Origin of the sequence: Desulfovibrio litoralis DSM 11393, from assembly GCF_900143255.1 — a bacterium.
Classification (GTDB): domain Bacteria; phylum Desulfobacterota; class Desulfovibrionia; order Desulfovibrionales; family Desulfovibrionaceae; genus Frigididesulfovibrio_A; species Frigididesulfovibrio_A litoralis.
Map to the genome: position 1 here is coordinate 260177 of NZ_FRDI01000003.1, position 25714 is coordinate 285890.

The 25714-nt window shown below is 37.2% G+C and carries 23 protein-coding genes; 7 read left to right on the plus strand and 16 right to left on the minus strand.

The features are described 5' to 3' along the window. The 4 genes from BT999_RS03585 to miaB are packed head-to-tail and all read right to left on the minus strand — an operon-like array spanning window position 1 to window position 4278. Window positions 1–1407, minus strand: a complete 1407-nt coding sequence (locus tag BT999_RS03585; RefSeq protein ID WP_072696400.1) for a dienelactone hydrolase family protein — start codon at window positions 1405–1407, stop codon at window positions 1–3. 53 nt (window positions 1408–1460) lie between these two features. Next, window positions 1461–2147 (minus strand): histidinol phosphate phosphatase domain-containing protein, encoded by a 687-nt coding sequence (locus BT999_RS03590; RefSeq protein ID WP_072696401.1) that lies wholly within the window; start codon window positions 2145–2147, stop codon window positions 1461–1463. 2 nt (window positions 2148–2149) lie between these two features. Beyond that, on the minus strand, window positions 2150–2905 hold the full coding sequence (locus BT999_RS03595) for a bifunctional nuclease family protein (protein ID WP_084650576.1): 756 nt from the start codon (window positions 2903–2905) through the stop codon (window positions 2150–2152). Continuing rightward, on the minus strand, window positions 2899–4278 hold the full coding sequence (miaB, locus tag BT999_RS03600; protein WP_072696403.1) for a tRNA (N6-isopentenyl adenosine(37)-C2)-methylthiotransferase MiaB: 1380 nt from the start codon (window positions 4276–4278) through the stop codon (window positions 2899–2901). The genes BT999_RS03595 and miaB overlap by 7 nt, the downstream gene beginning before the upstream one ends. A gap of 164 nt (window positions 4279–4442) precedes the next feature. On the opposite strand from miaB, the gene BT999_RS03605 reads away from it, so the two are divergent. The 3 genes from BT999_RS03605 to BT999_RS03615 are packed head-to-tail and all read left to right on the plus strand — an operon-like array spanning window position 4443 to window position 7565. Continuing rightward, window positions 4443–5561, plus strand: a complete 1119-nt coding sequence (locus tag BT999_RS03605) for a toxin-antitoxin system YwqK family antitoxin (protein WP_072696404.1) — start codon at window positions 4443–4445, stop codon at window positions 5559–5561. A 21-nt stretch (window positions 5562–5582) separates the two neighbouring features. After that, on the plus strand, window positions 5583–6701 hold the full coding sequence (locus tag BT999_RS03610; protein ID WP_072696405.1) for a toxin-antitoxin system YwqK family antitoxin: 1119 nt from the start codon (window positions 5583–5585) through the stop codon (window positions 6699–6701). Window positions 6702–6722: 21 nt separating this feature from the next. Further along, window positions 6723–7565: a toxin-antitoxin system YwqK family antitoxin gene (locus BT999_RS03615; RefSeq protein WP_072696406.1), complete on the plus strand. Its 843-nt coding sequence runs from the start codon at window positions 6723–6725 to the stop codon at window positions 7563–7565. Window positions 7566–7620: 55 nt separating this feature from the next. On the opposite strand, the gene rimO is transcribed toward BT999_RS03615, so the two are convergent. After that, entirely contained in the window at window positions 7621–8967 is a 1347-nt protein-coding gene (gene rimO, locus BT999_RS03620; protein WP_072696407.1) for a 30S ribosomal protein S12 methylthiotransferase RimO, read from the minus strand. Between the two features lie 233 nt (window positions 8968–9200). On the opposite strand from rimO, the gene BT999_RS03625 reads away from it, so the two are divergent. Next, window positions 9201–10658, plus strand: coding sequence for a two-component system sensor histidine kinase NtrB (locus BT999_RS03625; protein WP_072696408.1), 1458 nt, complete (start codon window positions 9201–9203; stop codon window positions 10656–10658). A gap of 16 nt (window positions 10659–10674) precedes the next feature. Here the strand turns inward: BT999_RS03625 and BT999_RS03630 are convergent, their stop codons facing one another. Then, window positions 10675–11688, minus strand: coding sequence for an HDOD domain-containing protein (locus tag BT999_RS03630; protein ID WP_072696409.1), 1014 nt, complete (start codon window positions 11686–11688; stop codon window positions 10675–10677). A gap of 262 nt (window positions 11689–11950) precedes the next feature. Here BT999_RS03630 and BT999_RS03640 point away from each other — a divergent pair, with 262 nt between their 5' ends. Together BT999_RS03640 and icd are read left to right on the plus strand one after the other, a co-directional pair. Continuing rightward, window positions 11951–12511 (plus strand): hypothetical protein, encoded by a 561-nt coding sequence (locus BT999_RS03640; protein WP_072696411.1) that lies wholly within the window; start codon window positions 11951–11953, stop codon window positions 12509–12511. Window positions 12512–12559: 48 nt separating this feature from the next. Then, a complete protein-coding gene (gene icd / locus BT999_RS03645; RefSeq protein WP_072696412.1) occupies window positions 12560–13699 on the plus strand; it encodes an NADP-dependent isocitrate dehydrogenase in 1140 nt (379 codons plus the stop codon). Between the two features lie 100 nt (window positions 13700–13799). On the opposite strand, the gene purE is transcribed toward icd, so the two are convergent. The 4 genes from purE to BT999_RS03665 form a co-directional block, all read right to left on the minus strand. After that, entirely contained in the window at window positions 13800–14306 is a 507-nt protein-coding gene (purE, locus tag BT999_RS03650) for a 5-(carboxyamino)imidazole ribonucleotide mutase (RefSeq protein WP_072696413.1), read from the minus strand. Window positions 14307–14319: 13 nt separating this feature from the next. Then, complete coding sequence (locus BT999_RS03655; RefSeq protein WP_072696414.1) at window positions 14320–14640, minus strand: hypothetical protein; 321 nt, start codon at window positions 14638–14640, stop codon at window positions 14320–14322. 69 nt (window positions 14641–14709) lie between these two features. Further along, window positions 14710–15360, minus strand: a complete 651-nt coding sequence (gene rpe, locus BT999_RS03660; protein WP_072696415.1) for a ribulose-phosphate 3-epimerase — start codon at window positions 15358–15360, stop codon at window positions 14710–14712. A 97-nt stretch (window positions 15361–15457) separates the two neighbouring features. Beyond that, window positions 15458–16054, minus strand: a complete 597-nt coding sequence (locus BT999_RS03665; protein ID WP_072696416.1) for a MerR family transcriptional regulator — start codon at window positions 16052–16054, stop codon at window positions 15458–15460. A gap of 274 nt (window positions 16055–16328) precedes the next feature. Between BT999_RS03665 and tyrS the strand changes: the two genes are divergently transcribed. Then, entirely contained in the window at window positions 16329–17546 is a 1218-nt protein-coding gene (gene tyrS / locus BT999_RS03670) for a tyrosine--tRNA ligase (protein ID WP_072696417.1), read from the plus strand. A 202-nt stretch (window positions 17547–17748) separates the two neighbouring features. On the opposite strand, the gene BT999_RS03675 is transcribed toward tyrS, so the two are convergent. The 6 genes from BT999_RS03675 to hisI all read right to left on the minus strand — a co-directional run bounded on the left by BT999_RS03675 (window position 17749) and on the right by hisI (window position 25585). Further along, window positions 17749–18453, minus strand: a complete 705-nt coding sequence (locus BT999_RS03675) for an ABC transporter ATP-binding protein (protein ID WP_072696418.1) — start codon at window positions 18451–18453, stop codon at window positions 17749–17751. A 125-nt stretch (window positions 18454–18578) separates the two neighbouring features. Next, on the minus strand, window positions 18579–21827 hold the full coding sequence (carB, locus tag BT999_RS03680) for a carbamoyl-phosphate synthase large subunit (protein WP_072696419.1): 3249 nt from the start codon (window positions 21825–21827) through the stop codon (window positions 18579–18581). A 286-nt stretch (window positions 21828–22113) separates the two neighbouring features. After that, window positions 22114–23007, minus strand: a complete 894-nt coding sequence (gene tsaB / locus BT999_RS03685; protein WP_072696420.1) for a tRNA (adenosine(37)-N6)-threonylcarbamoyltransferase complex dimerization subunit type 1 TsaB — start codon at window positions 23005–23007, stop codon at window positions 22114–22116. A 36-nt stretch (window positions 23008–23043) separates the two neighbouring features. Next, window positions 23044–24096 (minus strand): selenide, water dikinase SelD, encoded by a 1053-nt coding sequence (gene selD / locus BT999_RS03690; RefSeq protein ID WP_143145486.1) that lies wholly within the window; start codon window positions 24094–24096, stop codon window positions 23044–23046. Between the two features lie 176 nt (window positions 24097–24272). Beyond that, entirely contained in the window at window positions 24273–25163 is an 891-nt protein-coding gene (hisG, locus tag BT999_RS03695) for an ATP phosphoribosyltransferase (RefSeq protein ID WP_072696422.1), read from the minus strand. Continuing rightward, the gene (hisI, locus tag BT999_RS03700) at window positions 25163–25585 is read right to left on the minus strand and encodes a phosphoribosyl-AMP cyclohydrolase (protein WP_072696423.1); all 423 of its coding nucleotides are present in this window, start codon (window positions 25583–25585) and stop codon (window positions 25163–25165) included. The genes hisG and hisI overlap by 1 nt, the downstream gene beginning before the upstream one ends. Window positions 25586–25714: the final 129 nt, after the last annotated feature.

Sequence of the window (25714 nt, forward strand, 5' to 3'; positions counted from 1 at the left end):
TTATTTTGAAGATAATTGAGCCGAAGCATTAGTCTCGGTTTTCTCTGCTGTTTTAGCTGAAGCATTACCTATATTTACAGGCAATTCAACACCATCGCCCAAAGTTTTTTTGAAAAAACTTAAAATTTCACTATCTCTTTTTTCTGCAATTTTTGCCCTTTGTTTCAACGTTGCCCTACCTGAAAGCTCAGGCAAAAGAGCGGTTAACTTTTTGGGTAATGGAGCAAGTAAAGAGTAATGGTCTGTTTTTTCAAAAACAACTTGTTCAGGCATACCGCCTATCTTTCCGGTTAAAGGAAGTCCATGATTTTCCAAAGGATAAAGTTCGTCATCTTCAGCCAAAACTAAAGCAATAGGCAGAGTAACATTTTTAAATGATTCATCACTAAATAAAAACGAATGTCCCGGCGTTAAAAGCAAAACACTTTTTATTATAATTTTATCTTGTGTTTTATTATTTAACATCTTGTCAATTTGCTTTTGTTCCGCTAAAACGGCCTGTTGTTCCGCTTCGCTTAGCTCAGTTGTTCCGATAGTATCGATATTATCAGAAGCGGTATTCTTTTTATTTTTATCTTTGGCTTTTTTATTTTTTTTAGCTGTATTGTCTTTTATATTTTTATCATGATCAGGTGGCAAAGGCGGCAAAACTTCTTCTACTTTCACTTCAGGCTTTGGGAACAAAGCACTCTGTAAAGGCGGATTTAACATAAAGGCTTCGGGCGTTTTTTTAAAGGCAACTAAGTCTGTTATAAGTTGGGTTACTTCACTTTTAACAATAGGTTGACAGTAAAAATCAGAGCTTTCACCGGAAGGACAATAGTTGCTCCAACCCTCTTCGCTTAAACTTGCCCCTACAAGCTGTAACACAGGCGTTATCCCGTTTCCTATTCCAATTAACCCAATCCTCGAGCTGTCTATATGCGATCCAAACTCTTCCGAATGCAACACAGTTTCTATCGTATAAACCAACTGTTTGGGCTTTATTAATAAGCTCTCAAGAGTAAGAGCCTTACTCATATCATCAAGATTATCTCCAATAAAAGTAGGAGCAACAACAACAAACCCACTAGCGGCAAGTTTGGTGGCTACATCATTCAAGCTGAAACGGTTGCCGATACTGTCATGAGCAATGATAATCAAAGGATATTTATGGGTCGCTTCAGCCACAGTAGAGCTAAAACGCAACAGATTCCAGCCATCAAGTTCAAAAAAAGAACTAGGTTTTTGACTAGGAAGCCAAACGGCAAGTTCAAAACCTTCGGAACTATCGGGAATCCAACCGCCTGTTGAATATAACGCAGCATATTCTTTATTATTTTTAGATGGCCAAGCCTGTAGTTCACTAAAACAAATTAAGTTTAAAAATAGACTTAAGACTAAAAGAATATAGTTTTTTTTTATCATAAAAATTAGTTATCAAGCTTCTAATATATCAAAAAGGTTATATAAAAAAACACTCAACGTTTATATAATTTACAGAGCAACATATTAATATCATGTAACATTTTTGTTACATCATCGTTGTTTAAACCGGCGGCTTTCGCCACAATTTTATATTCTTCTTGGGTCAAAAAATCTAAATCGGCATGAGGGTTGGCACAAACAACCAACTTTGCATTATATTTTAAAGCTAGTTTGGCGATATGTCCGTTAGACAAGCCGTTTTTTGAAAAAGCCGAAAGGTCAAGAAAAACACCGAGTTCACTCGCTAATTTTACTTCTTCTTCTGAAATTAAACCCGGGTGAGCCAAAAGATCAGCCCCGCCCAAAATTGCCGCAAGGTTAGTTCCTCTTTCCATTAAACTGGACTGAGGGTTAAAAGGGTTCGTTTTTGTATTAAGGTTTATTTTTTCACCGTGAACAGCCACAAATTCCGCTCCTAGTTTGCGTGCGGTCAAAACATATTGTTCGATTAAAGGTGGGGGAATATGAGTTAACTCAACGCCAACAATAAGGTCTATGCCTATATGCAAAGCCACTTCTTTAAGTCGTTTATTTGCCTCAATCACTTCGAGCAAGTTAGAAGGGTCGCAATGATCAGAGAGCACAAGAGCCTGATAACCCTGTATTTTAGCCGAACGCAAAGCCTCAGCCGGGGTTTGGCTTCCGTCGCTTAAGGTTGTATGAGTTAAAAGTTCAAGCATAGTTACATTTTATATTTTGACAAAGGTTCCTTCGACAACATTTCTTGCCAACGTTTTTCGTCTTCGGTTCCCTTTGTTTCCGCATTTACTGTTTCCACGACTTTACTGATTAAAGCCTGTTCTTGTACTTTTTCCAACCATTTTTTTCTGTCTTCTATGTTATCAAGATTATTCGCATTAGACGAAACCTGACGTAGTTCGGTTTTAATTGTATCAACTATTTTTTCTACGCCATTAGCATCTTTTTTTAAAATAGAAACCGTAATCGTTGGGGTTTTTGGTTCTTCTGAAAGGTTTGACATTTTAGACTTTTCAGTATCAAAGTTTTTAACCTGGGTTGCCATTTCCGTATTTTTAAAATCTCTAATACCTTGCTTATCCAAAAGTTCTTTACTAACCAAAATAGGACACTTTGCACTCATGGCAAGAATAATCGCATCAGCCGGTCTTGCGTCTATTCTTAAGGTTTCTCCCTCTGATGATTCTAAAAGCAAATCAGCATTAAAGACATTTTGACCGGGTTGATATATTTCTACTGCCAACAATTTACCGTCAAATACTTCAACTAGCTTTAAGGCAAGTTCGTGCGTCAGGGCTTTGCGTGCACCAAGTTGTTGCAATGCCATAGACAAGTTCATACCTTCAAGCGGTGAAACTATAATTTGTAAATTAATACCGGTATTTTTAGAATGTAAAGTAATTATTGGGGCTTTCGTTTCTTCTTCAAGCGTTAAGCCGAGTACATACATTTCTACCATGCCTTACCTACCTGTACAGCCACAAGAGAATGTTGACCTGTTTCTATAATTTTTGATGGAACAATCAGACCGTTAAGAGCTATATCTTCTTTAACAATTAGGTTAACGGTTGTATCAAAGTGGTCTTTTCCCTGCCAGCCCAATATACCTTGTTCCGTTACACTCAGTTGTTGATTTGATATTTTTGTATCAACAAAAACTTCTGTAATATTACCAAGCATAGCAGATAAAATATTTTTTGTATATTCTTTTTGTTGCTCTTGAAGTATACTAAGCCTTTCTAAACCAAGCTTACGTTCTATTTTATTGTTAAACATCAAAGATTTTGTATTTGGACGGTCAGAATATATATAAGAATATATGTCCAAAAATCTTATTTCGTTCATTATAGTTAAAGTATCTTTAAAATCTAAATCACTTTCATCAGGAAAACCTACCATCATATCTGTTGAAAGCTGAATATCAGACCGAACTTTACGCACTTTTTCAACCAATAAAAGATAATCTTTCACTGTGTACTTACGATTCATCAACTTTAAAATTTTATCTGAGCCTGACTGTATTGGCAAATGTAAACGAGGACTTAGCTTTTTTTCACTGCCTAACAATTCAATTAGTTCATCAGAGATATCTTTAGGGTGAGCTGTCATAAAGTGTAGGCGTTCTAACCCCTTAAGAGGTAAAAGCTGTTTTAACAGCGAGCTAAAATTTGTACCGTCTCCCGTCTTATCTTGACCATAAGAATTTACATTTTGCCCTAAAAGAGTAAGCTCTCGACAACCTTTTTCTATCAAACCTTGGCATTCATCTAATATGGCTTGACTATTGCGAGATTTTTGCCTGCCTCTTACATAAGGAACAATACAGTAAGAACAAAAATTATCACAACCCTGCATAATATTTACAAAAGCAGAACCTGATTGTTCTTTAACGTTCATCATTTCAAAATAATGCGTGCGTTCATTTATTTCTTCGTTAAAGTCAGTTAAACAAAAACGCTTAGAGGAGTCTTGGGCAACCTCTAACATAAACTTAGGTACTTGAGCTAAATTATCTGTTCCAAAAACTAATTTCACTAATGGAAAGCGAGAAAGAAGCGTCTTGCCGACCTGTTGTGCAACGCAACCTCCCACGGCGATCATTATTTTTCTTTTTTTTCTTTGGGCTATTTTAGAAAAACGCCCGATTTCGGAATAAACCTTTTGTTCCGGCTTATCCCTCACGGAACAAGTATTAAAAATAATTAATTCCGCTTTATCATGAGTCGTATATTCAAAACCATAGCTCAATAAAGCACGCTTTAACCAGTCAGAATCATTAGCATTCATCTGACAACCAAAAGTAAAGATATAAAAAGTAGGAAGTTTAGACATATTGTATATTTATAAAAGAATGAAAAGATATATTTATCGTTGAAATAAAACAAAATAAACAGTATTTACAAAGAACACTAAAATAAGTGTCGCTAATTCTACCGCCCTTATCGCAGGCGGTCAAGAACATTTGCAAAGCTGATTATATAAGGAACATTATCATTATGAGATTTTTTATTTCCGTATTTGCTTTTTTAGCCGCTGTTTCTTTATTTAGTAATATACCTATTGTCTTTGCACAAGACTCATGCCCCCTCACTCTTGAAGAAGTAAAAAAAGATAAGAGATTTAAACGTATAAAACCAAAGGAATATAAATCTCTTCAATCAGCGGATTCTTATCTGAAATGCGACTATTTCTGGAGTGGGCTTATTTACAGAGAAATTTCGTATGTAAATGGCAAACAAGAAGGGCTTGAAAAATATTACTACGAAAAAGCACGCGTGCCTCAAGTTGCAAGAGAAACTCCATTTATAGCCGGAAAAAAAGAAGGAGTGCAAAAAGTATATCACCCGAGTGGAAAAATTAAAGGTGAAATACCGTTTGTAGATGATAAAGCAGACGGGATTGGCAAAGCTTACTATGAAAGCGGAAAGGTTTCATGGGAATTAACGTGTGTCGCAAATATACCAGAAGGAAACGCCAAACTTTATTATGAAAATGGAAAGCTTAAAGGCGAAGAACCATATATAGCAGGCAAAAAAGAAAAAATTGCAACATACTATTATGAAAACGGGAATCTTCAAGCCGAAATTCCATATAGAAATAATCAAATAGAAGGAACTATGAAAAAATATTACGAAAATGGAACACTTTATAGCGAAACTCCATTTTTTGCAGACAAACTAGAAGGAGTTGAAAAAATCTATAGAAAAGATGGTATCCTTGCCTATGAAACTCAGTTTACAGAAAACCAACTGGAAGGAATTACAAAAATATACGATGAAAATGGTAAACTTTACGCTGAACTTCAATTTATAGCGGGAAAACCTAAGGGGATTGCAAAATTGTACAGACAAGACGGAACAATCTTACAATCTATAGCCGATAGTAGTCGTACCTATAGCGAAGGCACATATTATAACCAAGATGGAACAACAAGACCTTTGACAGATGAAGAACTACTAAAATGGAGCAATTTTATCTGGACTGGTTCTGAGTATCTTAATGAGATACAAGATGATTATTATGCTAATAGAATAAAGAAAACAGTTACTGATGCTGATGGTCCAAAGCTTTTCAATCTAGATATGAAACCGAAATACGTAATAACTCGACCTTAATTAAAAAGGAACATTATCATCATGAGATTTTTTATTTCCGTATTTGCTTTTTTAGCCGCTGTTTCTTTATTTAGTAATATACCTAATATCTTTGCACAAGACTCATGCCCCCGCACTCTCGAAGAAGTAAAAAAAGATAAGAGATTTAAACGTATAAAACCAAAGGAATATAAATCTCTTCAATCAGGGGATTCTTATCTGATATGCGACTATGGTGCCAGCAATCTTTTGTCAGAAACGCCTTATGTAAATAATCAAATAGAAGGACTTGTAAAAGAATACCCTAAAGAATACTCTCTCCATTTTCCAAGCCAATATATAGCAACGCCATTTATAGCCGGGAAAAAAGAAGGAGTGCAAAAAGCATATCGCCTCAGTGGAGAACTCACAGCGGAAACCACATTTATTGACGACAAAGAAAATGGGATTTGCAAATTTTATTATAAAAGCGGAAAGGTTGCAGGAGAAGGCACGTATGTCTCAGGAGAACCAGAAGGAAACGCCAAACTTTATTATGAAAATGGAAAGCTTAAAGCTGAGGAAACATATATAGCAGGTAAAAAAGAAAAAATTGCAACATACTATTATGAAAACGGGAATCTTCAAGCTGAAATTCCATATGTAAAAAATCAAATAGAAGGAACTATGAAAAAATATTACGAAAATGGAACACTTTATAGCGAAACTCCATTTTTTGCAGACAAACTAGAAGGAGTTGAAAAAATCTATAGAAAAGATGGTATCCTTGCCTATGAAACTCAGTTTACAGAAAACCAACTGGAAGGAATCACAAAAATATACAATGAAAATGGTAAAATTTACGCTGAAATTCAATTTATAGCGGGAAAACCTAAAGGGGTCGAAAAATTATACAGACAAGACGGAACAATCTTACAATCTAAAGCCGATAGTAGTCGTATCTATGGCGAAGGCACATATTATAACCAAGATGGAACAACAAGACCTTTGACAGATGAAGAGCTACTAAAATTGCGCAATTTTATACGAGCTTCTGAGTATCTTAGGGAGATACAAGATGATTATTATGATAATAGAGTAAAGAAAACAGTTACTGATGCTGATGGTCCAAAGCTTTTCAATCTAGACATGCATCCGCAATGCGTAATAACTCAACCTTAATTAAAAAGGAACATTATCATCATGAGATTTTTTATTTCCGTATTTGCTTTTTTAGCCGCTGTTTCTTTATTTAGTAATATACCTATTGTCTTTGCACAAGATTCATGCCCCCTTACTCTCGAAGAAGTAAAAAAAGATAAAGCATATGAACACATAGAAAAAAATGCATATAAATCTCTTCAAGCGGAGTCTTATATGATCTGCCTTTATGGAATCAACGGAAAACTTCAAGAAGAAACTCCATATTTGGGAAAAAAGCTAAATGGCACTAAAAAAACATATTATGAAAATGGAAAACTTTATTCTGAAAGATCATTTATCAATGGTAAACAACAAGGCACTCAAAAGATTTATTACAAAAGTGGACGTATCGCAGATGAAACGCCATATTTAGACGGCATAATAGAAGGTATTACAAAAACATATTATGAGAGTGGTACAATTATGTCTGAAACTACTTTTCTAAACGGTAAAAGAGAAGGTACGTCAAAACACTATTCTGAAAAAGGAACTTTACTTTTTGAAACCCCATTTGTCGATGATATGGAAAACGGTATTCAAAAAGACTATCACAAAGATGGAACAGTTGCCTCTGAAATATCTTGGGTATCAGGTAATATGGAAGGGATTGCCAAACTATACAATAAAACCGGAAGGCTTTATGCAGAACTCATCTATCACGCTAATGTCAAAGAAGGGGTTGCAAACTTTTATGGCAACAACAGAGAAAAACTTATCACTATCACCTTTGCGAAAGATTCACCCGTAAATGGTCTGTGGCATAATGCAGACGGAACCACAAGACCTTTAACAAAGCAAGAACTCACAAACTGGGAAAAGTTTGTATATGCTCACTGTTATTAATTTCACATTAAAATAATTAGCTTTATACTTAGTACTTTCTTTATGTCAATAAAAGTTACGCCAAAGCCGACAAGTCATAATCTTGAGTTTCTACTACTTCTCCCTTGATTATTTTATTCGGGGCTACGTTTTTTCCGCTAATAAAGCTTACGCCGTCGACCTCAGGGGCTTGAAACCACGCTCTGGCGACGTGCAACCCTTCCCATTCCGGGTGGACGCTATCGACTAAAAACTCAAGTTCATGCCCAAGATACTTACTAAGATTATCCGCACTAATTTCTTTTTGTAATAACATTAAGTTTTTTCTGCGTTCTTCTTTTAATTTTTGGCTTACTTTTTGACTCTTTTTTTGTTCTAAAAGTGCCGCCGGAGTGCCTTCTTCGGCTTGAAAAGAAAAGACACCTAAGTGAGTAAAACGCTGTTTTTCTACAAAGTTCATTAAATGTTCAAAATGCTTTTCTTTTTCACCGGGATAACCGACAATTAACGAAGTTCTTAACGCCGCCTCAGGGAAATATTCTCTGACTCTATCTAAAACCAGTTCAGGGTTTTGAGCAAAAGGTCGCCCCATAGTCCGTAAAATATCGGGGTGTGAATGTTGCAACGGAATATCAAAATAAGGGACAAAAGGTTTACCCGCACCTTGTAAAAAACTTAAAAGTTCCTTTGTTAATCCGGCAGGATAAAGATACATTAAACGCAACCGAGCCAAACCTTGTAAAGATAAAAGTTTTTCTAAGACGCTTTGAATGCCGTGTTTTTTTTCAGTCTTATCTAAATCTTTGCCCCAAGATAAAAGGTCTTGTGCCACTAAAACCAACTCTTTTACTCCGCCATCAACCAACATTTTTGCTTCCGAGTGAATATCAATAATCTTACGACTGCGTAACTTTCCACGAATAGACGGAATAGTACAAAAAGCGCAATTATGCTCACAACCGTCGCTGACCTTAAGCCAAGCATAAGAAGGAGCGGTCGTTAAAAAACGTCCCTGATAGTTTATTTTATTGACTTTATTTTTTAAGGCTTCGTCTTGGTTTAAAAAATTTAAAGTTAAATCAGCCCAGTTAGAAGTGTCTTTATTATCTAACCAAAGATCAACCTCAGAAAGCTCTTCCTGTAAAGCCCCTTGACCATAACGCCCGACTAAACAACCGGCTACAACAATTTTAGTATGCGAATCAGAGTTGTTTTTTTGATATACTGTGCGTGTTTTTATTTCTTCCAAAATAATTTTTACGCTTTCAGCAATAGCAGGTTGGATAAAACCACAAGTATTGATAAAAACCAAATCGGCGTCTTCGGAACTTTCTGATAAAGTTGCCGACAAAGCTCCAAGATACTTTTCCGTATCAACACGGTTTTTAGGACAACCAAGACTAATAGGGTATATTTTCAACATATTTTTTTCTATTAAATTATTTGTTTTTTTTTGTTCAATGGGGTAAGATCAGCTTAATTTTATAATTATATTTTTAGCTTAATACTTTAGTACAAAACGCTATATCAATCTCTGAATGCGTTATTACAACTATACAAGCCCGCTGTCAAAGAGTTCTACTCTGAATAAATAATGCTCTAAACGTATTATTACATAAGTATCAAAATCATATTATAAATGCAGGAGTAAAACTAATGAATAAAAAAACTGCCACATTATATGACAAAGATGACAGTGCCGTCATTAAAGCGGGAATAGTCTGTAAAGACGGAATAGACCTTAATTTTTTCGGTTCACTAAACTCACTATATCTCACCAGCCGAAAATATCAAATACTGCCCCACTTTGAAATTCTCGGCTTGATACTAAATAACGCGGAATTACCCGAAACAATCGTCAAACCTCTAGGCAATTCAAGGCGTTATACTACAATTAAAGAACTGGTAGAAAAAGAAAAAGATATAGAAATACTTTTTTTTCTCGGTTATGAAAATGATCCCCTGCCTACTTTTAATAAAATCATATCGTTACAACTAGAATCTTTTGCCTCGTTTATGAAAACATTAATTCATAAGCTTTCGCATAACGGAATTTTAGCTCAAACAGAACGCATGGTCGGCAGTATAATTGATCACCTTAACGAAGTTTTTTTAATCTTATCACCTGATGGCATTATTATCAATCTAAATAAAGCCGCTTTACACAGCGTCGGCGGTTCAAAAAATCAATATATCGGGAAAAACTTTAAACAAATAGAAAGTACCCCTTTTTGCCCCGTAGAAAATCTTGAACCCTGCCCCTTTGAAGAGTGTATTAAAACTAAAAAACACGTTGAAAGAAACTTATCTTTTTTTAACGCTGAAGGTGAAATAGTTTATTTTAGAGTGCATGTTTCCCCAATTCTCAATTATAACGGAGAGATAGTCAGGGTATTTTTAATGCGTCGTGATGTAACAACCCAAGTGGTTTTACAACAAGAAGAACAAATTTCAAAGCGTATCTCTAACGAGTTAGCCCTATTACATCAAATTACTCACGAACTTAGAAACCCGCTTTTCGTAATCGGCGGTTTTGCAAACTCTTTATTGAAAAATCAAGAGCTTTCTGAGTCTGCTCAAAACAAAGTACAGGCAATACTCGACGAATCACAACGCCTTGACGGCTTAATTTCCAGACTTTCCGAAGCTATAAAGCCAATTTCTCCCAAACAAGGTATTGTCTTTGTGAATGAACTCATTAAAGAGGTAGTTGGACACTATCAAAAAACCAATACTCGAGAAAATTTGATTATAAAAACCGACCTACATGACGGTTTAGCCAAGGTTAAAGGGGATAGCGAACTCTTACGACAATGTCTCTCAGAGCTGATTGATAACGCCAGAAACGCAATAGCTGATTCCGGAATAATTACCATACGCAGTCGACAAATAAGCGGAACAGTCAAAATACAAGTAACAGACACGGGTAAAGGGATCGCCCCGGAAAGAATTCCCCAACTTTTTAATCCGCTTTTAAGAAAAAACAAAGAAAAAAGTGGACTTATTTTAATAAAAAAAGCCTTGGAAGAAATGGGTGGTGGAATTAACGTTCAAAGCCTTGAATCACGAGGAACAACCATTACGTTAAACCTTAAACCAATCCCAACCTCATAATAAAACAAAGAAATCTTTAAGCCAAGCCGACCTTTGACAAACCTTCTATCTTGACCTGCATAGCCTCAATAATACTCGGTAACATCTCCGGACTTAAACTGCTTATCTCCCATGCTTCCGGCAACAAATGCGGAACAGGGTCAGCGAAATGAGTGCTTGCACCAAGACCTTTGGTAATAATATCAGCAATATGTATAACCGCCGCCTCATTATAGCGGTCCATACCTTCAGCCGAATGATGGCGTAAAGCTGACATAATTAAAGGTAGTGGCATATTCCAGCGGTGCAACAACATGCCCCCAAGTCTGGCATGATCAAAACCGAGCAGTTCATTTTCCACTTCCCACGAATAGCCCTTTCGAGATCTGGTTGTATAGCTAACGGATTTAAAGGTTTCCGGAGCAGTAGTAGCAAGTAAAAGGTGTCCAACATCATGCAACATTCCGGCAACAAACAAGCGTTCAGGCTCGGCACGCCCGGTAATACGCCAGATTTCTTGGGCGCAAACTCCAACGGACATACTGTGTCGCCAAAAAGAACGTATATCTAAAACATCAGGTCTTAAACGAGCCGCTAAACCATTTAACGCACCACCAATCGCCAAAGACTGAATTTGTTTTATTCCAACCAAGGCAACCGCACGAGAAACAGTTTCAACTTTAACCGCAAATCCAAAAAAAGGGCTGTTGACAAGTCTTAACAACCAAACAGACAAGCCGGTGTCTTTTAAAATAACCTTGGCAACATGGTCAGCCGTAGAGTGGCGTCTTGAAATTACGCTATGAAGCTCGCTTAACACAGGGGGAACAGAGGGAAGCCTTACTTCCATCTGGACAATATCAATAGGATCAATATTTGCAATATTTGTTTTTATGTTCTGAACTGAAAGTTCAGACTCAGGAGCTTGATAACCGGGTAAGTTGATATTATTTTCAAGCCTCATACGCGCTATATCAAACAGCATCAACATAGCCGGGTTGTCAAGCGCAGCTTTAGGGAATCTTTCTTTTAGTATATCTTGTGTAGACATATCCATTTCACCAATATTTAATAAATATTTAAGATGCCGTAATTTCTAAAAATTAATTGCACAGACCAAACAGCAAAAACTTCAGTGCTATGATAACAAACAGCAAAAACTATCGCAACTATAAAAACATAAAATTCATATATTTTAATTAAAATCAAAACAAAACGAAAAATATTTTTGTTTTTTAAGACTCTTAACTTGCCATGACGCCAAATATAACGCATAATTTATTTCATAGATTTTAGCTTTAAAAGGGTTGTGTATGAATTCTGAAAGAGATTATTCGACGGCTGTTCCAAAACATGGAAGCGTCATAACTTTTAGCGGTAAAATGTTTAGTCTTTTAAACCCCAAACCCGAAGATATTAATATCCAAGATATTGCCCACTCTCTCGCCAACTCTTGCCGTTGGGGCGGACATTGTCGCAGTTTTTTTTCTGTTGCCGAACATAGTGTTTTGGTATCTTCTTTGGTACCTAAAGAATACGCTTTATGGGGCTTGTTACATGATGCTGGCGAAGCTTATCTTGTTGATGTGCCTCGTCCCGTCAAACTGCTTTTAAATGATTATCAAGCGATGGAAAAAAAAGTAATGAAAGCTGTTTGTCTGCGTTTTAAACTTGACCTTCAAGAACCTGAGATAGTCAAAAATGCCGATTCACGCCTTTTGGCCGATGAAGCTCATCAACTTGGCATGTATCCGGAGTTATGGGGAGACAACCTTCTTGAACCTTGGGGGATCAATTTAGATTTATTGCCTCCGGCTTCGGCAAAAGAACGTTTTTTAAATCGCTATACTGAAATTATTAGGCAAAATGGCTAAATTGCTTTTTGTATTTTAACTAAAAAAATTATCATAACGGAGTCTTGAATGCAAAAAACCATATATTTTATAGAAGGCGACGGAATCGGCCCGGAAGTTAGTCATGCTGGGAAAAATGTTCTTAACAACGCCGTAAAAAAAGCCTATTCCGGGAAAAAAAGCTTGGAGTGGAAAGAACTCTTGGCAGGCGAAAAAGCTTTAAAAGAAACGGGAGAGTTGCTGCCCGAAGCCACGTTAAACGCTTTAAAAAATGCCGAATTAGCCATTAAAGGGCCTCTTGGAACTCCCGTCGGAAAAGGCTTTCGCAGTTTAAACGTAACCTTGCGTCAAACCCTTGATTTATATGCCTGTATTCGCCCAATACGTTGGTTTAAGGGTATAGAATCACCTTTAAAAAGACCAGACCTCGTAGATATGGTTATTTTTAGAGAAAATACCGAAGACGTTTATGCCGGAATAGAATATGAAGCCAACAGCCCGGAAGCCAAAAAACTTATTGATTTTTTACGTTCTGAATTTGGTGCAAAAATTGATGCAAGTGCGGCTATTGGTATAAAACCCATGACTCAAAAAGGCTCGGGGCGTTTGGTAAAAAAAGCCATAGAATTCGCCTTGGCTCAAAATAAGCCTAGTGTAACTTTAATGCACAAAGGTAATATCATGAAATTTACCGAAGGCGGGTTCAGAGCTTGGGGTTATGAAGTCGCCAAAGAATTCGGCGATAAATGTTGCACCGAAGACAACAAAGTTGCGGGAAAACTGATAATCAAAGACCGTATCGCCGACGCATTGTTTCAAGATGTTTTAATCAAACCCGAACAATATTCTGTTATTGCTACTCCAAACCTAAACGGAGACTATATTTCCGACGCTCTCGCCGCACAAGTTGGCGGTTTAGGCATGGCACCAGGCGTTAATATGTCTGAAAAACTTGCTTTTTACGAAGCCACCCACGGAACGGCTCCCGCTATTGCCGGAAAAGACAAAGCTAACCCCTCAAGTTTTATTTTATCCGGCGCAATGATGCTTGAACATATCGGTTGGAACGAAGCCGCTCAATTAATTTATAATGCGATTAATCAAGCTTTGGAAGAAAAAACCGTAACCGAAGACTTAGCCGGTCAAATGCAAGGGGCTAAAACCGTTGGCTGTAAGGCGTTTAGCGAATTGTTACAAGCAAAATTCTAATTTTTGCAACAAAAAAACAAATTAAACCCCACCTGACTTTAATAAAAAAGTTAAGTGGGGTTTTTATATAAAATTTATAAATTAAAAGAGTTAACAAAAACTATTTCAATTTACTTGCCGCTTCTTCAACAGCCTGCTTAAATTCTTTTCTAGTGGATTTGATTTTATCAGCCAACTTGTCATCTTTTAAAGCCAAGATTTGTGCCGCCAACCAAGCCGCGTTTTTAGCACCCGCCTTATCTAAAGCCACAGTCGCAACAGGAAAACCCGGAGGCATCATCACCGTTGCCAAAAGTGCGTCCATTCCGTTTAAAGGCGAGGCGTTTAGGGGAATTCCAATCACGGGCTTAATGGTTTTTGCCGCTACTGCACCGGCTAAATGAGCCGCCATTCCCGCCGCACAAATATAAACCTGACAATTATTTTGTTCAAGTTCATTAATTAAATCGGCGGTGCGTTCAGGGGTGCGGTGTGCGGAAGTAATTGTAAAAAAGTATGGAATATCAAGCTGATTTAAAATTTCCGTGCAAGGACGAACTAAAGCTTCGTCAGACGCACTACCCATAAAAATTGCTACTTTCGCATGTTGTTTAGTATTTTTAGTCATATTTTTTTGTCCTTTATTTTTGTGGTTTGCTTACAATAATTCTTCCTGGCTCACTCGTATCATCAATATGAAAACCAAATTCTTTTAATCTATATCGCAAATCTATGCTATCCCCTAAACAACAAAATTTATATTTTAAGCCTAGTTTTCTAGCAATAGCATCATATTCAGTAGCATCTGAATTAATGTTCCTATGTGATAATATATTATAAAGGCGACTAATATGAATACAATTACCTTCTTCATTTTCTAATATTTTATCAACTGATTGTATGAGATCTTTTTTATCCTTATTGTAAGGATCTTTGAGTGATATCACTTTTTTGTCATTCATAGTTATCACCTACAAGGTAAAGAGTTAAAAAATATCCAGACAACCCACTGAAAACAACATTAATCTTCTCTACTCTATCGCTTTATAAAACGCCTTTACTCTCTCGCCATAAGGTGGAAAATTGAAAAACGCCGAACCGGAAACCAAAACATCTGCCCCGGCTTCAACCAAGGCTTTGGCATTTGTTAAGTCAACACCGCCGTCTATTTGAATTAAAGTTTTTAAATTTAGCTTATTAATTCTTTCTTTTAACTCACGCACCTTTGCATAAGTATAAGGAATAAACTTTTGACCACCAAACCCGGGGTTAACGCTCATGATCAAAACAAGATCAAGCTCAGGCAAAATATAATCCAAAACATTTAAAGGCGTATGCGGATTTAATGCCACGCCTGCCTGTTTTCCGAGTTTTTTAATTTCTTGAATCGTGCGGTTTAAGTGATTACCGGCTTCGGCATGAACACAGATCAAATCAGCCCCAGCTTCGGCAAAATCAACTAAAAAACGCTCAGGTCTATCGACCATTAAATGTACATCAAAAAACAAGTTACTCTCTTTACGCAAGCACTTGATAATTGGGGCTCCCAAAGTAATATTCGGAACAAACTGACCGTCCATTACGTCCCAATGAACCCATTTCAAATCAGCTTTTTCAAGGGCTTTAAGTTCATCAGCCAAATGTCCGTAATCGGAAGACAACAAAGATGGAGAAAGCAACATATTATAATTCCTTAAAATATATAAATAATTTTCAATCAAAAAACTTAAACAGCCCACTAAAAACTAGGCAATAGTGTAATAGCGATCGTTAACGAAGCTAGTTTAAGAGTTTTTTTAAGGCAAGTAAATCATTAATCACAGCACTTATCAATTCACGGTCTTGTTGTTGAGAAAGATTTTGTTGGGTCTCATCTTGAGCTTTTTTTTGAGACTGAGACGGAATATTTAACTCTGGGATAAGTTTTAATTGTTCAAGTTCATTATTATTTCTTGAGAAAGACCCGTCAGTTTTTTGCTCATTATTAACACCAAAATCTAATTGGCTTTGTTGCAAAAACTTTAACGTTTGTTCCGTTTGTTTTTGTAAACGAACGTAGGCAGGCTCTTCATTTTTTAGAATTTCAATATTGTCCGATTTGTTTTTTTCGCTCGTGTTTTTTTCACTTTGTGGTGTTGCCATGTTTTGTTCTTCTACCAAAGCTTTTTTTGCACCTTCAATAGTCAAACCTTTTTCATGCAGAAGAAATTTAATGCGTTTTAATAATTTTAAGTCTTTTTCAGAGTAAAGGCGTTGCCCTTTGTGTGTGCGTTGCGGAGCCAGCTCTTTAAATTCCGTTTCCCAAAAGCGTAGGACAAAACTTTTTAAGTTAAGTATTTCAGCGGCTTCACCTATGCGATAAATTTTCATGCTCATAATATCACTTAAAAAATATTTTAATAAAATATGTTAAAATGTATTTATAACGAAATATTAGCAAAATAAACAAAATGCTTCAAGTTTTAGTATTTTGTTGTTCAGCTACTAATTATTTTGTAATCTGTTATTGTTTTGCTTGCATTTAAAGGATTAAGCAATTAAGTTTTTGCTTAATCTTTACCATTCTTAAAAATTTATTTGCACTTTAGTAGTCAATACTAATTGATTCTCTTAGTTTATACAAATATTAAAAGATCTTATTGAGGAAAAAATGTTGAATGCCAAATTAAGCACAGAAGAAATCGACCTTCAATTGAAACAAATTAAACGCGGTATTGTTGAACTTATCGACGAAGGTGAATTACGCAAAAAAATCGCTCGCAATCAACCTTTAAAAATTAAAGCAGGGTTTGACCCAACCGCCCCCGACCTCCATTTAGGACATACGGTTTTAATTCACAAATTACGCCACTTTCAAGAACTTGGACACGAAGTTATCTTTTTAATCGGCGACTTTACAGGTAGAATCGGCGACCCATCAGGGCGTTCGGAAACTCGCCCGCCTCTCACCGAAGAACAAGTTTTAGCCAACGCAGAAACATATAAAAGTCAAGTATTTAAAATATTAGACCCGGAAAAAACCAAGGTAATGTTTAACTCTGAATGGTTAAATAAACTCAGCCCCCAAGATTTTATCAAACTTACCTCTTGTTATACGGTTGCTCGTATGATGGAAAGAGATGATTTTGAAAAACGTTTTAAAAATCAAATACCTATCTCTATTCATGAATTTCTTTATCCTTTGTGCCAAGGTTATGATTCCGTTGCTTTAAAGGCTGATGTTGAACTTGGCGGAACAGACCAAAAATTTAACTTGTTGGTTGGGCGTTCTCTACAAAGTAGCTACGGAATTGAACCACAATGTATCTTAACCGTTCCACTTCTCGAGGGGCTTGACGGAATTAAAAAAATGTCAAAATCATTGGGTAATTATGTTGGAATTACTGATCAACCCAATGATATGTTTGGAAAAATAATGTCTATTTCCGACGAGTTAATGTGGCGTTATTTTGAACTGATTTCCACAAAAAGTTTAAGCGAAATTCAAGCCCTCAAACAAGCCGTGGAAAAAGGCGAAAAGCACCCCAAAACAGTAAAAGAAGATCTCGCTCAAGAAATAACTGCCATGTATCACTCTAAAACCGCCGCAGAAGAAGCCAGAACTCAGTTCAACGCTGTTTTTAAAACAGGTGGCGTGCCTGACGATGCACCAACTTATACTTGTGAGCATGGCGAAAACTCAATGCCCCAAGCGTTTTTGGAAGCATCAGGTTTGGTTGACTCTCGTTCAGAAGCCAAAAGATTAATGAAACAAGGGGCTTTAAGTATTGATGGCGTTATTTGTAACGACCCGAATACCCCTTTAGTCAGCGGTGAATATATCGTTAAACTTGGAAAAAAACGCTTTTTAAAGTTAACAGTACGCTAGTTTATAATTTGAAATAATACGTTATAAAAAGTCAGGGTATTTTCTTAAGTGATAAGTATCCTGACTTTAAATAATTGCAAAACTGCATGTTGCGTTCGTTTGTCAATATGTTACGCTTTATACATGCAAAGCATAATTCAAGAATTTTTGGAGTGTCTTCATGAAGGGATATTCTTTGAGCTTGTATAATAGTTTCGAATATTTACATACCCAAATAGGCTTTACGAATATCTTCATTGGCAAGCAATTCTTCGCTTGATGCCGACATAGCTATACGACCGTTTTCAATAACATAACCATAATGCGAAATTTTTAGAGCTTGGTTGGCGTTTTGTTCGACCAAAAAGACTGTTGTACCTTTTTCGTTAACTCTCATAATAATATCAAAGATTTGTTTAATAACTATCGGAGCCAAACCCAAAGAAGGTTCATCTAATAACAAAAGCTTTGGACGTGCCATTAACGCCCTTGAGATTGCAAGCATTTGCTGTTCGCCACCCGATAAAGTTCCGCCTTGTTGATTTTGCCTGCGTCCGATAATCGGAAACATATCAAAAAGATAGTCAAGGTCTTCTTTAATTCCCTGTTTATCGTTGCGTAAATATGCCCCAAGGTCGAGGTTTTCTTTAACAGTAAGGTCAGGAAAAATCAAACGCCCTTCCGGAACTTGACTAATTCCTAAACGCACTATCTGGTCTGGCTTAAGCGTTTGAATTTCTTTACCTTCAAAAAGAATTTGCCCGGAATTTATAGGAATTGCACCACAAATAGACATTAAAGTTGTGGTTTTTCCCGCTCCGTTAGCACCAACCAATGACACGATTTTACCTTCTTCAATTTGTAAGCTTACGTCCCACAAGGCTTGAATCTTTCCGTAAAATGTATTGATATTTTTAAGTTGAAGCATGAATTGTTTTATCTCCGACAAAAATTCTTTTAAGAAGCCTTTAGCATCTTATAAAAACTGCACAATAGCAACAATTTTGCATTTTTTGCAACTATTGTGCAGCTTTTTAATATCTATTGGTGTTATTATATTTTGTGATATTCTTGAATGCTCTTAATATTAAGACCATGTTTTTTAACAAAACGCAAACCAAGAGCCGCTGTTTTTGCACCGGACAGAGTCGTAAAATAAGGAACGCCGTATAAAATCGTTGTTTGACGTATGGCTTTTGAATCCTGCACCGTGCTTTTTCCTGAGGCAGTATTAATTACCAAGGCAACTTCGTTATTTTTAATACGATCCACTATATTTGGACGACCTTCATAGACCTTAAGCACTTTTGTGCAAGGTATTCCGGCGTTTTCAAATACTTTTACTGTTCCACTAGTGGCAAGTAGCTCATAACCAAGTTCCGCATAAAGTTTTGCAACATCTAAAACAAAGGCTTTATCTCTATCATTTACAGAAATAAATACCCTGCCTTTTTCAGGTAATTTTAACCCGGCTCCGAGTAAAGCCTTAATATAGGCTTCTTCAAAACCTTGTGCAATTCCCATAACTTCACCGGTAGAACGCATTTCAGGTCCGAGAATAATATCAACTCCCGGGAAACGTCCAAACGGGAAGACCGCTTCTTTAACCGAAACAAAAGATTTTTTCGGTTGTAAACTTGATTTAAGCTCGGCTAAACTCTTGCCAAGCATAACCCTCATCGCCAAACCGGCTAAAGGCACATCGCTCGCTTTAGAAACGAAAGGCACAGTACGGCTTGCACGAGGGTTAACTTCGAGGATATAAATTTGACCGTCTTTAATGGCAAACTGAACGTTCATCATTCCGACAACCCTTAATTCTTCGGCAAGCAACTTAGCTTGTGCGGCAAGTTCATCGACAATACTTGAGGTCAAGGTATGTGGAGGAAGAACGCAAGCAGAGTCGCCGGAGTGGATTCCGGCTTCTTCGATATGTTCCATAATTCCGGCAACATAAGTTTCTTTACCGTTACTTAAGGCATCAACATCTACCTCAATCGCACTTTCCAAGAAATGGTCAATTAAAATCGGGTGTTCCGGTTTAACTTGTCCTACTGTTTCAACAAAATATGCGTTTAACTCCGCTTCATCGTAAACAACCATCATGGCACGCCCACCAAGCACATAAGAAGGACGTACAACCACGGGATAACCGATTTTTTCGGCAATTAACGCGGCTTCTTTAAATGAAAACGCTGTTCCACTGGCAGGTTGGCGTAAACCAAGTTTAGTAATAAGAGCGACAAAACGTTCACGATCTTCCGCACGGTCAATCGCATCAGGGCTTGAGCCTAAAATATTTACTCCGGCACGGAATAACGGTACGGCAAGGTTCAGCGGGGTTTGACCGCCAAATTGAACAACCACTCCGTAAGGGTTTTCAAACTCTATGATGTTCATAACATCTTCAAAGGTCAAAGGCTCAAAGTATAAGCGGTCTGAAGAGTCAAAGTCTGTTGAAACCGTTTCGGGGTTTGAGTTAACCATTATTGAACAAACTCCGAGTTCTTTAAGAACAAAAGAGGCATGACAACAACAGTAATCAAATTCAATACCTTGTCCAATACGGTTTGGTCCGCCACCTAAAATAATTACTTTTTTCTGATCAGATAAAACCGGACGCTCTTTACCAACATAACTTGAGTAAAAATAAGGAGTTCCAACAGTATTTTTTTCGTCTATTTTACCGGCATAAGTACGAACGGGGTAATAAGAAGGCAAGATATTAAAGGCTTTACGCAAAGAACGAATATCAGCTTCAGGACGCTTCCAGATTTCTGAGAGTTGAGCATCGGAAAAACCAAGTTCTTTAGCTCGTTTAAACAAGACTCCCAACTCTTCGTTGTCTGAAGTCATTGAATTTGCAAGAGCAAAGCCCTCTAATTTCTGTTCAAAAACAAGAAGCTCTTTAAGCTGTTCCAAAAACCAAGGAGTAATGGAAGTAATTTCATAAAGCTCTTGAATGCTCATTCCGGAAAGCATGGCAAGACGCAGGTAAAAAATACGCTGAGAATTAGGCACACGCAATTTTGCCAAAATTTCTTCTTTTTCTGGCAATTTAGTTTTAAAGATATTAGAAAACCCTGTTGCTTTGACTTCTAAAGAGCGTAAACCTTTTTGCATCGCCTCTTGGAAGCTTTTACCGATAGACATGATTTCACCAACACTTTTCATAGCAGTAGTCAGTTCATCTTTTGCACCGGGGAATTTTTCAAAGGCAAAACGTGGAATTTTAGCAACGATATAATCAATATCTGCCTTATAATCCGCCATTGTTTCACCAAATTTAGCACCGGGAATTTCGCTTAAAGTATAACCCACCGCAAGCTTGGCTGAAATACGGGCAATAGGCACACCGGTCGCTTTAGAAGCAAGAGCAGAAGAACGAGAAACCCTAGGGTTCATCTCAATAACAACAAGCTCACCCGTGGTTTGGTGCATGGCGTATTGAATATTTGCACCGCCGCCTTTCATTCCAACGGCACGCATAATATCTTTTGAAGTAGAAATAAGCTTATCTACTTCTTTTTCACTTAAAGTAAGAGCAGGGGCAACAGTAATGGAATCGCCCGTATGTACGCCCATTGGGTCAAAGTTTTCAATAGTACAAACCACAATGGAAACATCATCACGATCTCTTATTATCTCTATTTCCAACTCTTTCCAGCCCAAAACAGACTGCTCAAGCAAAATTTCATGACTGATACTTGCCGCTAACCCACGAGCCGCAATTTCTTCCAAGTCTTCGGAATTATAGGCAATTCCGCCGCCTGCTCCACCAAGGGTAAAGCCCGGACGAACGATAATCGGAAACGGCATCGTAGCCGCTAAACGACGTACAGAGTCCATATCGTGAGCAATCTCACTTGCCGGCATGGCTAAGCCGATAGAACGCATACAATCGCCAAAAAGTTCACGGCTTTCGGCACGGCGAATTACATCAATATCAGCCCCAAGCAGCTCAACGTTACACTCTTTTAATACGCCCATCTCGGATAAAGTCAGGGCTGTGTTTAACGCCGTTTGTCCACCTAAAGTCGGCAGTAAGGCACAGGGACGTTCTTTGCGGATAATTTCCGCTACTATATTGGGGTCAATAGGTTCAATATAAGTACGATCAGCGAGGTTTGGATCCGTCATAATTGTTGCCGGATTTGAGTTAACTAAAACAACCTCATACCCTTCTTCTTTTAGGGCTTTAACCGCTTGAGTTCCCGAATAGTCAAATTCACACCCTTGTCCGATGACAATAGGTCCTGAACCGATTACCATAATTTTTGAAATATCCGTACGCTTTGGCATAAAATCACCTCTTCAGCTAGAAAATTACATAAAAAAAACGGTAGACTTTGGCAGTCTACCGCTACGAAGATTATACGATTAATTTAAACAATTTAAAATAAATTAAATATTAATTGTAACACTTACAGCATTTGCTGCCCTTGGTTCAAAACTTCACATTTATACCACAAGACCCCAAAAGCTGACAAGGAAAAAATAGCAATAAAATAAAAAAAATATTTTTTCTAAGAAAATCTAAACGTTACAACAATAAAAAAGAAAAGATAATACAATATATTATAAAAAATCAACTCTCAATATGCTCAACACTATTTTTAAGCTGGTTAAGCTTTTTCTCCGCCTCTAAAGGGTCTAAACCAAGCCCTTTGGCTATTTGCCCAATATTATCCTCTGCATCTGATGAACGCAGATAAAGAGGTTCAAGGTCTTCGTCTTCTACCTTTGCGTTAAACGCTAAATTTAATAAAATATAAGGAGAAGGCAAATTATAATCAGCACTCAACAAAGTTGCATCAGAAAACGCCGTTTGAAAAATTTCACGGCTTTTTAACAGTGCCGACCCTACAAAATATAAAGGTAGTCCTTTTAAAGAAAGCTTTATTTTTTGAGCTGTTAAAACCGTTTGAATTTTTTCAACAGTCTGTTCCGTAGATAAAACCAAGGGAATCTGTTCCGTCAACAAAGTAAGTTTATTGCCAAGTTTTTGAAATATGTTAAGATACACCAAATTTGTACGAGCCGCACAAACAACCGCCAAAACGCTATTTTCAGGCAAACACTCTTCAAGACTATACGCCAAACAATCTGAAAAAACTAAACCGGAAAGTTTAGCATTTGTAGAACGCTTTAAAGCAGAGGCAGTAGTAAGCCCGAGGCGTATTCCCGTAAACGAACCCGCACCGCATATTACGCCGATTTTTGTTAGCTCTTGAATATTTCGCCCTACTTGCTCAAAGGCAAAGCTTAAATTTGGTGCTAATTTTTCCACACCCTGACTGCCACCGGACCAAGTTGAAGTATATAAAAGATTTTGCTTAAAAGACCCAACACCATTTATATTAACGGGTATATTAACGGGTATATTAACGGGTTGCGTCTCGCCAAGCACAACTTGGATATTACCTTCGACACAATTTAAAACTAAAATCAATTCATTATTATTCATATCAAAATTATTCATATCAAAGCCGCTTGTTATCATAAACATTAAAAGCGATTATTTTATCAAAACCAACTTATCGGTTTTATTAAGGTTTTTTACCTCTGCGATCAGTGTTGCCAAGTGTCCGTTATCCAATAAGATTGTTTCAATTTCTTTTAGTTTGTTTTCTGGAACTGCCAAGGCTATTCCACCTGAACTTTGAGGGTCAAAACACAAATCGCTTAAACTTAACGGTAAATTATCGGCAATTTCCAACCCGGCTTTTTCTTCCACACAATAATGCCGATTCGCATGACAAGCGGCAGGCAAAAGCCCCATTTCCGCAAAGTCTTGAACCTTTGACATAAGCGGTAACTTATCAGCATACAATACAATTTGTTTTCCCGAAGCTTCCGCCATTTCCATTAAATGACCGCCAACTCCAAAGCCGGTGATGTCTGTTGCCGCTTTTAACTTAAAAGATCGAATTAATTTGGCGGGTAAAGCGTTTAACAAACTTGCCCAAATATATACTTCTTTTTCAAGAGTCCGATATTCATCATCTAACTCGCCCTTGATAGCCGTTGATAAAACGCCCGTCCCCAAAGGTTTTGTAATAATAATAAGATCGCCTGTTTGTAACCCTGAATTGCTTGCAAAATTTGAGGGGTCAACACAACCCGTTACGGACAATCCATATTTTATTTCGCTGTCTTCTAAAGTATGACCGCCGGCTAAAACCACCCCGGCCTCTTTGAGTTTTTCCGCCCCGCCGTTTAAAATAGCCGACGCAACTTCCAATTCAAACTCGCAAGAAGAAAAACTTAAAATATTCATCGCCGACCAAGGACGCCCACCCATCGCATAAATATCAGACAAGGCGTTAGTGGCGGCGACTTCTCCAAATTGAAACGGGTCGTTCACCAAAGGACTTAAAATATCTACTGTTTGTGCTAGAGCAAGTTTGGTAGTTTTATGTTCAAGCTCAAACCCTAATAAATTATCAGGTAACGAGTTGTCTTTACGCCACCACTCAAGATCGGGCATCTTTACAATAGCCGCATCTTCATGATGCGAACTATTTGATAAAAGACGCTCGGCATAATCATCAGACCCTAAAGCACTCAAAATTTTCTCCAACACCGCCGGAGCCAATTTCGCCGCTCAGCCGGCTGATTTAGCTTTTTTTAAAAGCTGAATCTCGCTTGAAAAAATTTTATTCATAATAAAAATACAATAAAAATGCACTGTTGCCCTTGGGGCAAGCCCAAACGAAGATGCAACAAGCGAATTTTATCAATAAGTTAAATAACTTTGTTTAAAGGATACTCAATAATACCTTGAGCTCCGGCTTCAACCAATTGCGGAATTAAATCTCTAACGATATGAGTTTTAACAATAATTTCTAAAGCATGCCACTCAGAATCTTGCAAAGGAGAAACGGTCGGCGAATTTAAAGCAGGGATAATCGTTAAAACAGTTGCCAACGACTTGCTTGGAACGTTCATTTTAAGACCAACCATAGATTCTGCTTTTAACGCACCTTGTAAAAGCAAGTTGATTTGTTCTATTTTTTTACGCTTTTTAGGGTCTTCCCAAGCTTTTTTATTAACAATCAACTGGGTATTACTACTTAAAACTTCGTCAATAATACGCAAACCGTGAGCATGAATTGTTGTTCCGGTTTCAGTAACTTCAACGATAGCATCAGCTAAACCTTCTACAACTTTAGCTTCGGTCGCCCCCCAAGAATATTGCAATTTAATCGGAATATTTTTATCGTCAAAATATTTTTTTGTTAAGCCCATAATTTCTGTAGCAATACGACAACCCGCTAAATCTTCGGGTTTATGAAAAGGCGAATCTCCGGCAACGGCTAAAACCCATTTTGCCGGGCGATTACTGGCTTTGGAATAAACAAGGTCAGATAAAACAAAGACATCGGCGCCGCTTTCTAAAATCCAATCTTTTCCCGCTAAACCCGCATCTAAAATACCGTCTGCGATATAAGTCGGCATTTCTTGAGAACGACAAAGTCTCGCACTAATTTCAGAGTCGTCAATTTCAGGGAAATAATTGCGATGTCTAAGATTTATTTTCCAGCCAGACTTGGCAAATAAAGCGATGGTTGCTTGTTCAAGAGAACCTTTTGGAATACCAAATTTAATTAAAGCATTATCATTAACACAAGACATTATTTATAAATCTCCTTAGGATCAAAAATTAATTCAGAACAAATAAGTGTTTCGGCGTTTTTTGCACGTTCTCTGTAAAAACAACTTTTATAACCAACATGACAAGCAGCACCGCCCTTTTGTTCCACTAAAAGCAAAATAGTATCTTCATCACAATCAATGCGAATATTTTTTATACGTTGTACATGCCCGGAACTTTCGCCTTTATGCCAAATTTTATTGCGGCTACGACTAAAATAATGAGCTTCGCCTGTTTTAAGGCTAAGCTCCCAAGCATCTTTGTTCATATAAGCAAGCATCAGCACAACGCCACTATCCGCACACTGTGCAATTACTGGTAACAATTCGGACTTTGAAAAGTTTGGAGAAAGGCTATTGTTTTTTTCAATAAATATACTTTGTGTGTTTTTGATGTCATTCATATTATTTTATGTTTAAGAAGTTTTTACTTCTAAGGAAATTTAATTTTCCTATAATTAGGTTAAGATAAAAAGTTAAAAAGATATAACCTTAACAACACGATAAAAAAATTGATTAAAATATCTCTGCTA

Coding starts and splice junctions, on each gene's coding strand:
- BT999_RS03585 (WP_072696400.1), bottom strand. CDS start 1,407: ATGATAAAAAAAAACTATATTCTTTTAGTCTTAAGTCTATTTTTAAAC.
- BT999_RS03590 (WP_072696401.1), bottom strand. CDS start 2,147: ATGCTTGAACTTTTAACTCATACAACCTTAAGCGACGGAAGCCAAACC.
- BT999_RS03595 (WP_084650576.1), bottom strand. CDS start 2,905: ATGGTAGAAATGTATGTACTCGGCTTAACGCTTGAAGAAGAAACGAAA.
- miaB (WP_072696403.1), bottom strand. CDS start 4,278: ATGTCTAAACTTCCTACTTTTTATATCTTTACTTTTGGTTGTCAGATG.
- BT999_RS03605 (WP_072696404.1), top strand. CDS start 4,443: ATGAGATTTTTTATTTCCGTATTTGCTTTTTTAGCCGCTGTTTCTTTA.
- BT999_RS03610 (WP_072696405.1), top strand. CDS start 5,583: ATGAGATTTTTTATTTCCGTATTTGCTTTTTTAGCCGCTGTTTCTTTA.
- BT999_RS03615 (WP_072696406.1), top strand. CDS start 6,723: ATGAGATTTTTTATTTCCGTATTTGCTTTTTTAGCCGCTGTTTCTTTA.
- rimO (WP_072696407.1), bottom strand. CDS start 8,967: ATGTTGAAAATATACCCTATTAGTCTTGGTTGTCCTAAAAACCGTGTT.
- BT999_RS03625 (WP_072696408.1), top strand. CDS start 9,201: ATGAATAAAAAAACTGCCACATTATATGACAAAGATGACAGTGCCGTC.
- BT999_RS03630 (WP_072696409.1), bottom strand. CDS start 11,688: ATGTCTACACAAGATATACTAAAAGAAAGATTCCCTAAAGCTGCGCTT.
- BT999_RS03640 (WP_072696411.1), top strand. CDS start 11,951: ATGAATTCTGAAAGAGATTATTCGACGGCTGTTCCAAAACATGGAAGC.
- icd (WP_072696412.1), top strand. CDS start 12,560: ATGCAAAAAACCATATATTTTATAGAAGGCGACGGAATCGGCCCGGAA.
- purE (WP_072696413.1), bottom strand. CDS start 14,306: ATGACTAAAAATACTAAACAACATGCGAAAGTAGCAATTTTTATGGGT.
- BT999_RS03655 (WP_072696414.1), bottom strand. CDS start 14,640: ATGAATGACAAAAAAGTGATATCACTCAAAGATCCTTACAATAAGGAT.
- rpe (WP_072696415.1), bottom strand. CDS start 15,360: ATGTTGCTTTCTCCATCTTTGTTGTCTTCCGATTACGGACATTTGGCT.
- BT999_RS03665 (WP_072696416.1), bottom strand. CDS start 16,054: ATGAGCATGAAAATTTATCGCATAGGTGAAGCCGCTGAAATACTTAAC.
- tyrS (WP_072696417.1), top strand. CDS start 16,329: ATGTTGAATGCCAAATTAAGCACAGAAGAAATCGACCTTCAATTGAAA.
- BT999_RS03675 (WP_072696418.1), bottom strand. CDS start 18,453: ATGCTTCAACTTAAAAATATCAATACATTTTACGGAAAGATTCAAGCC.
- carB (WP_072696419.1), bottom strand. CDS start 21,827: ATGCCAAAGCGTACGGATATTTCAAAAATTATGGTAATCGGTTCAGGA.
- tsaB (WP_072696420.1), bottom strand. CDS start 23,007: ATGAATAATTTTGATATGAATAATAATGAATTGATTTTAGTTTTAAAT.
- hisG (WP_072696422.1), bottom strand. CDS start 25,163: ATGTCTTGTGTTAATGATAATGCTTTAATTAAATTTGGTATTCCAAAA.
- hisI (WP_072696423.1), bottom strand. CDS start 25,585: ATGAATGACATCAAAAACACACAAAGTATATTTATTGAAAAAAACAAT.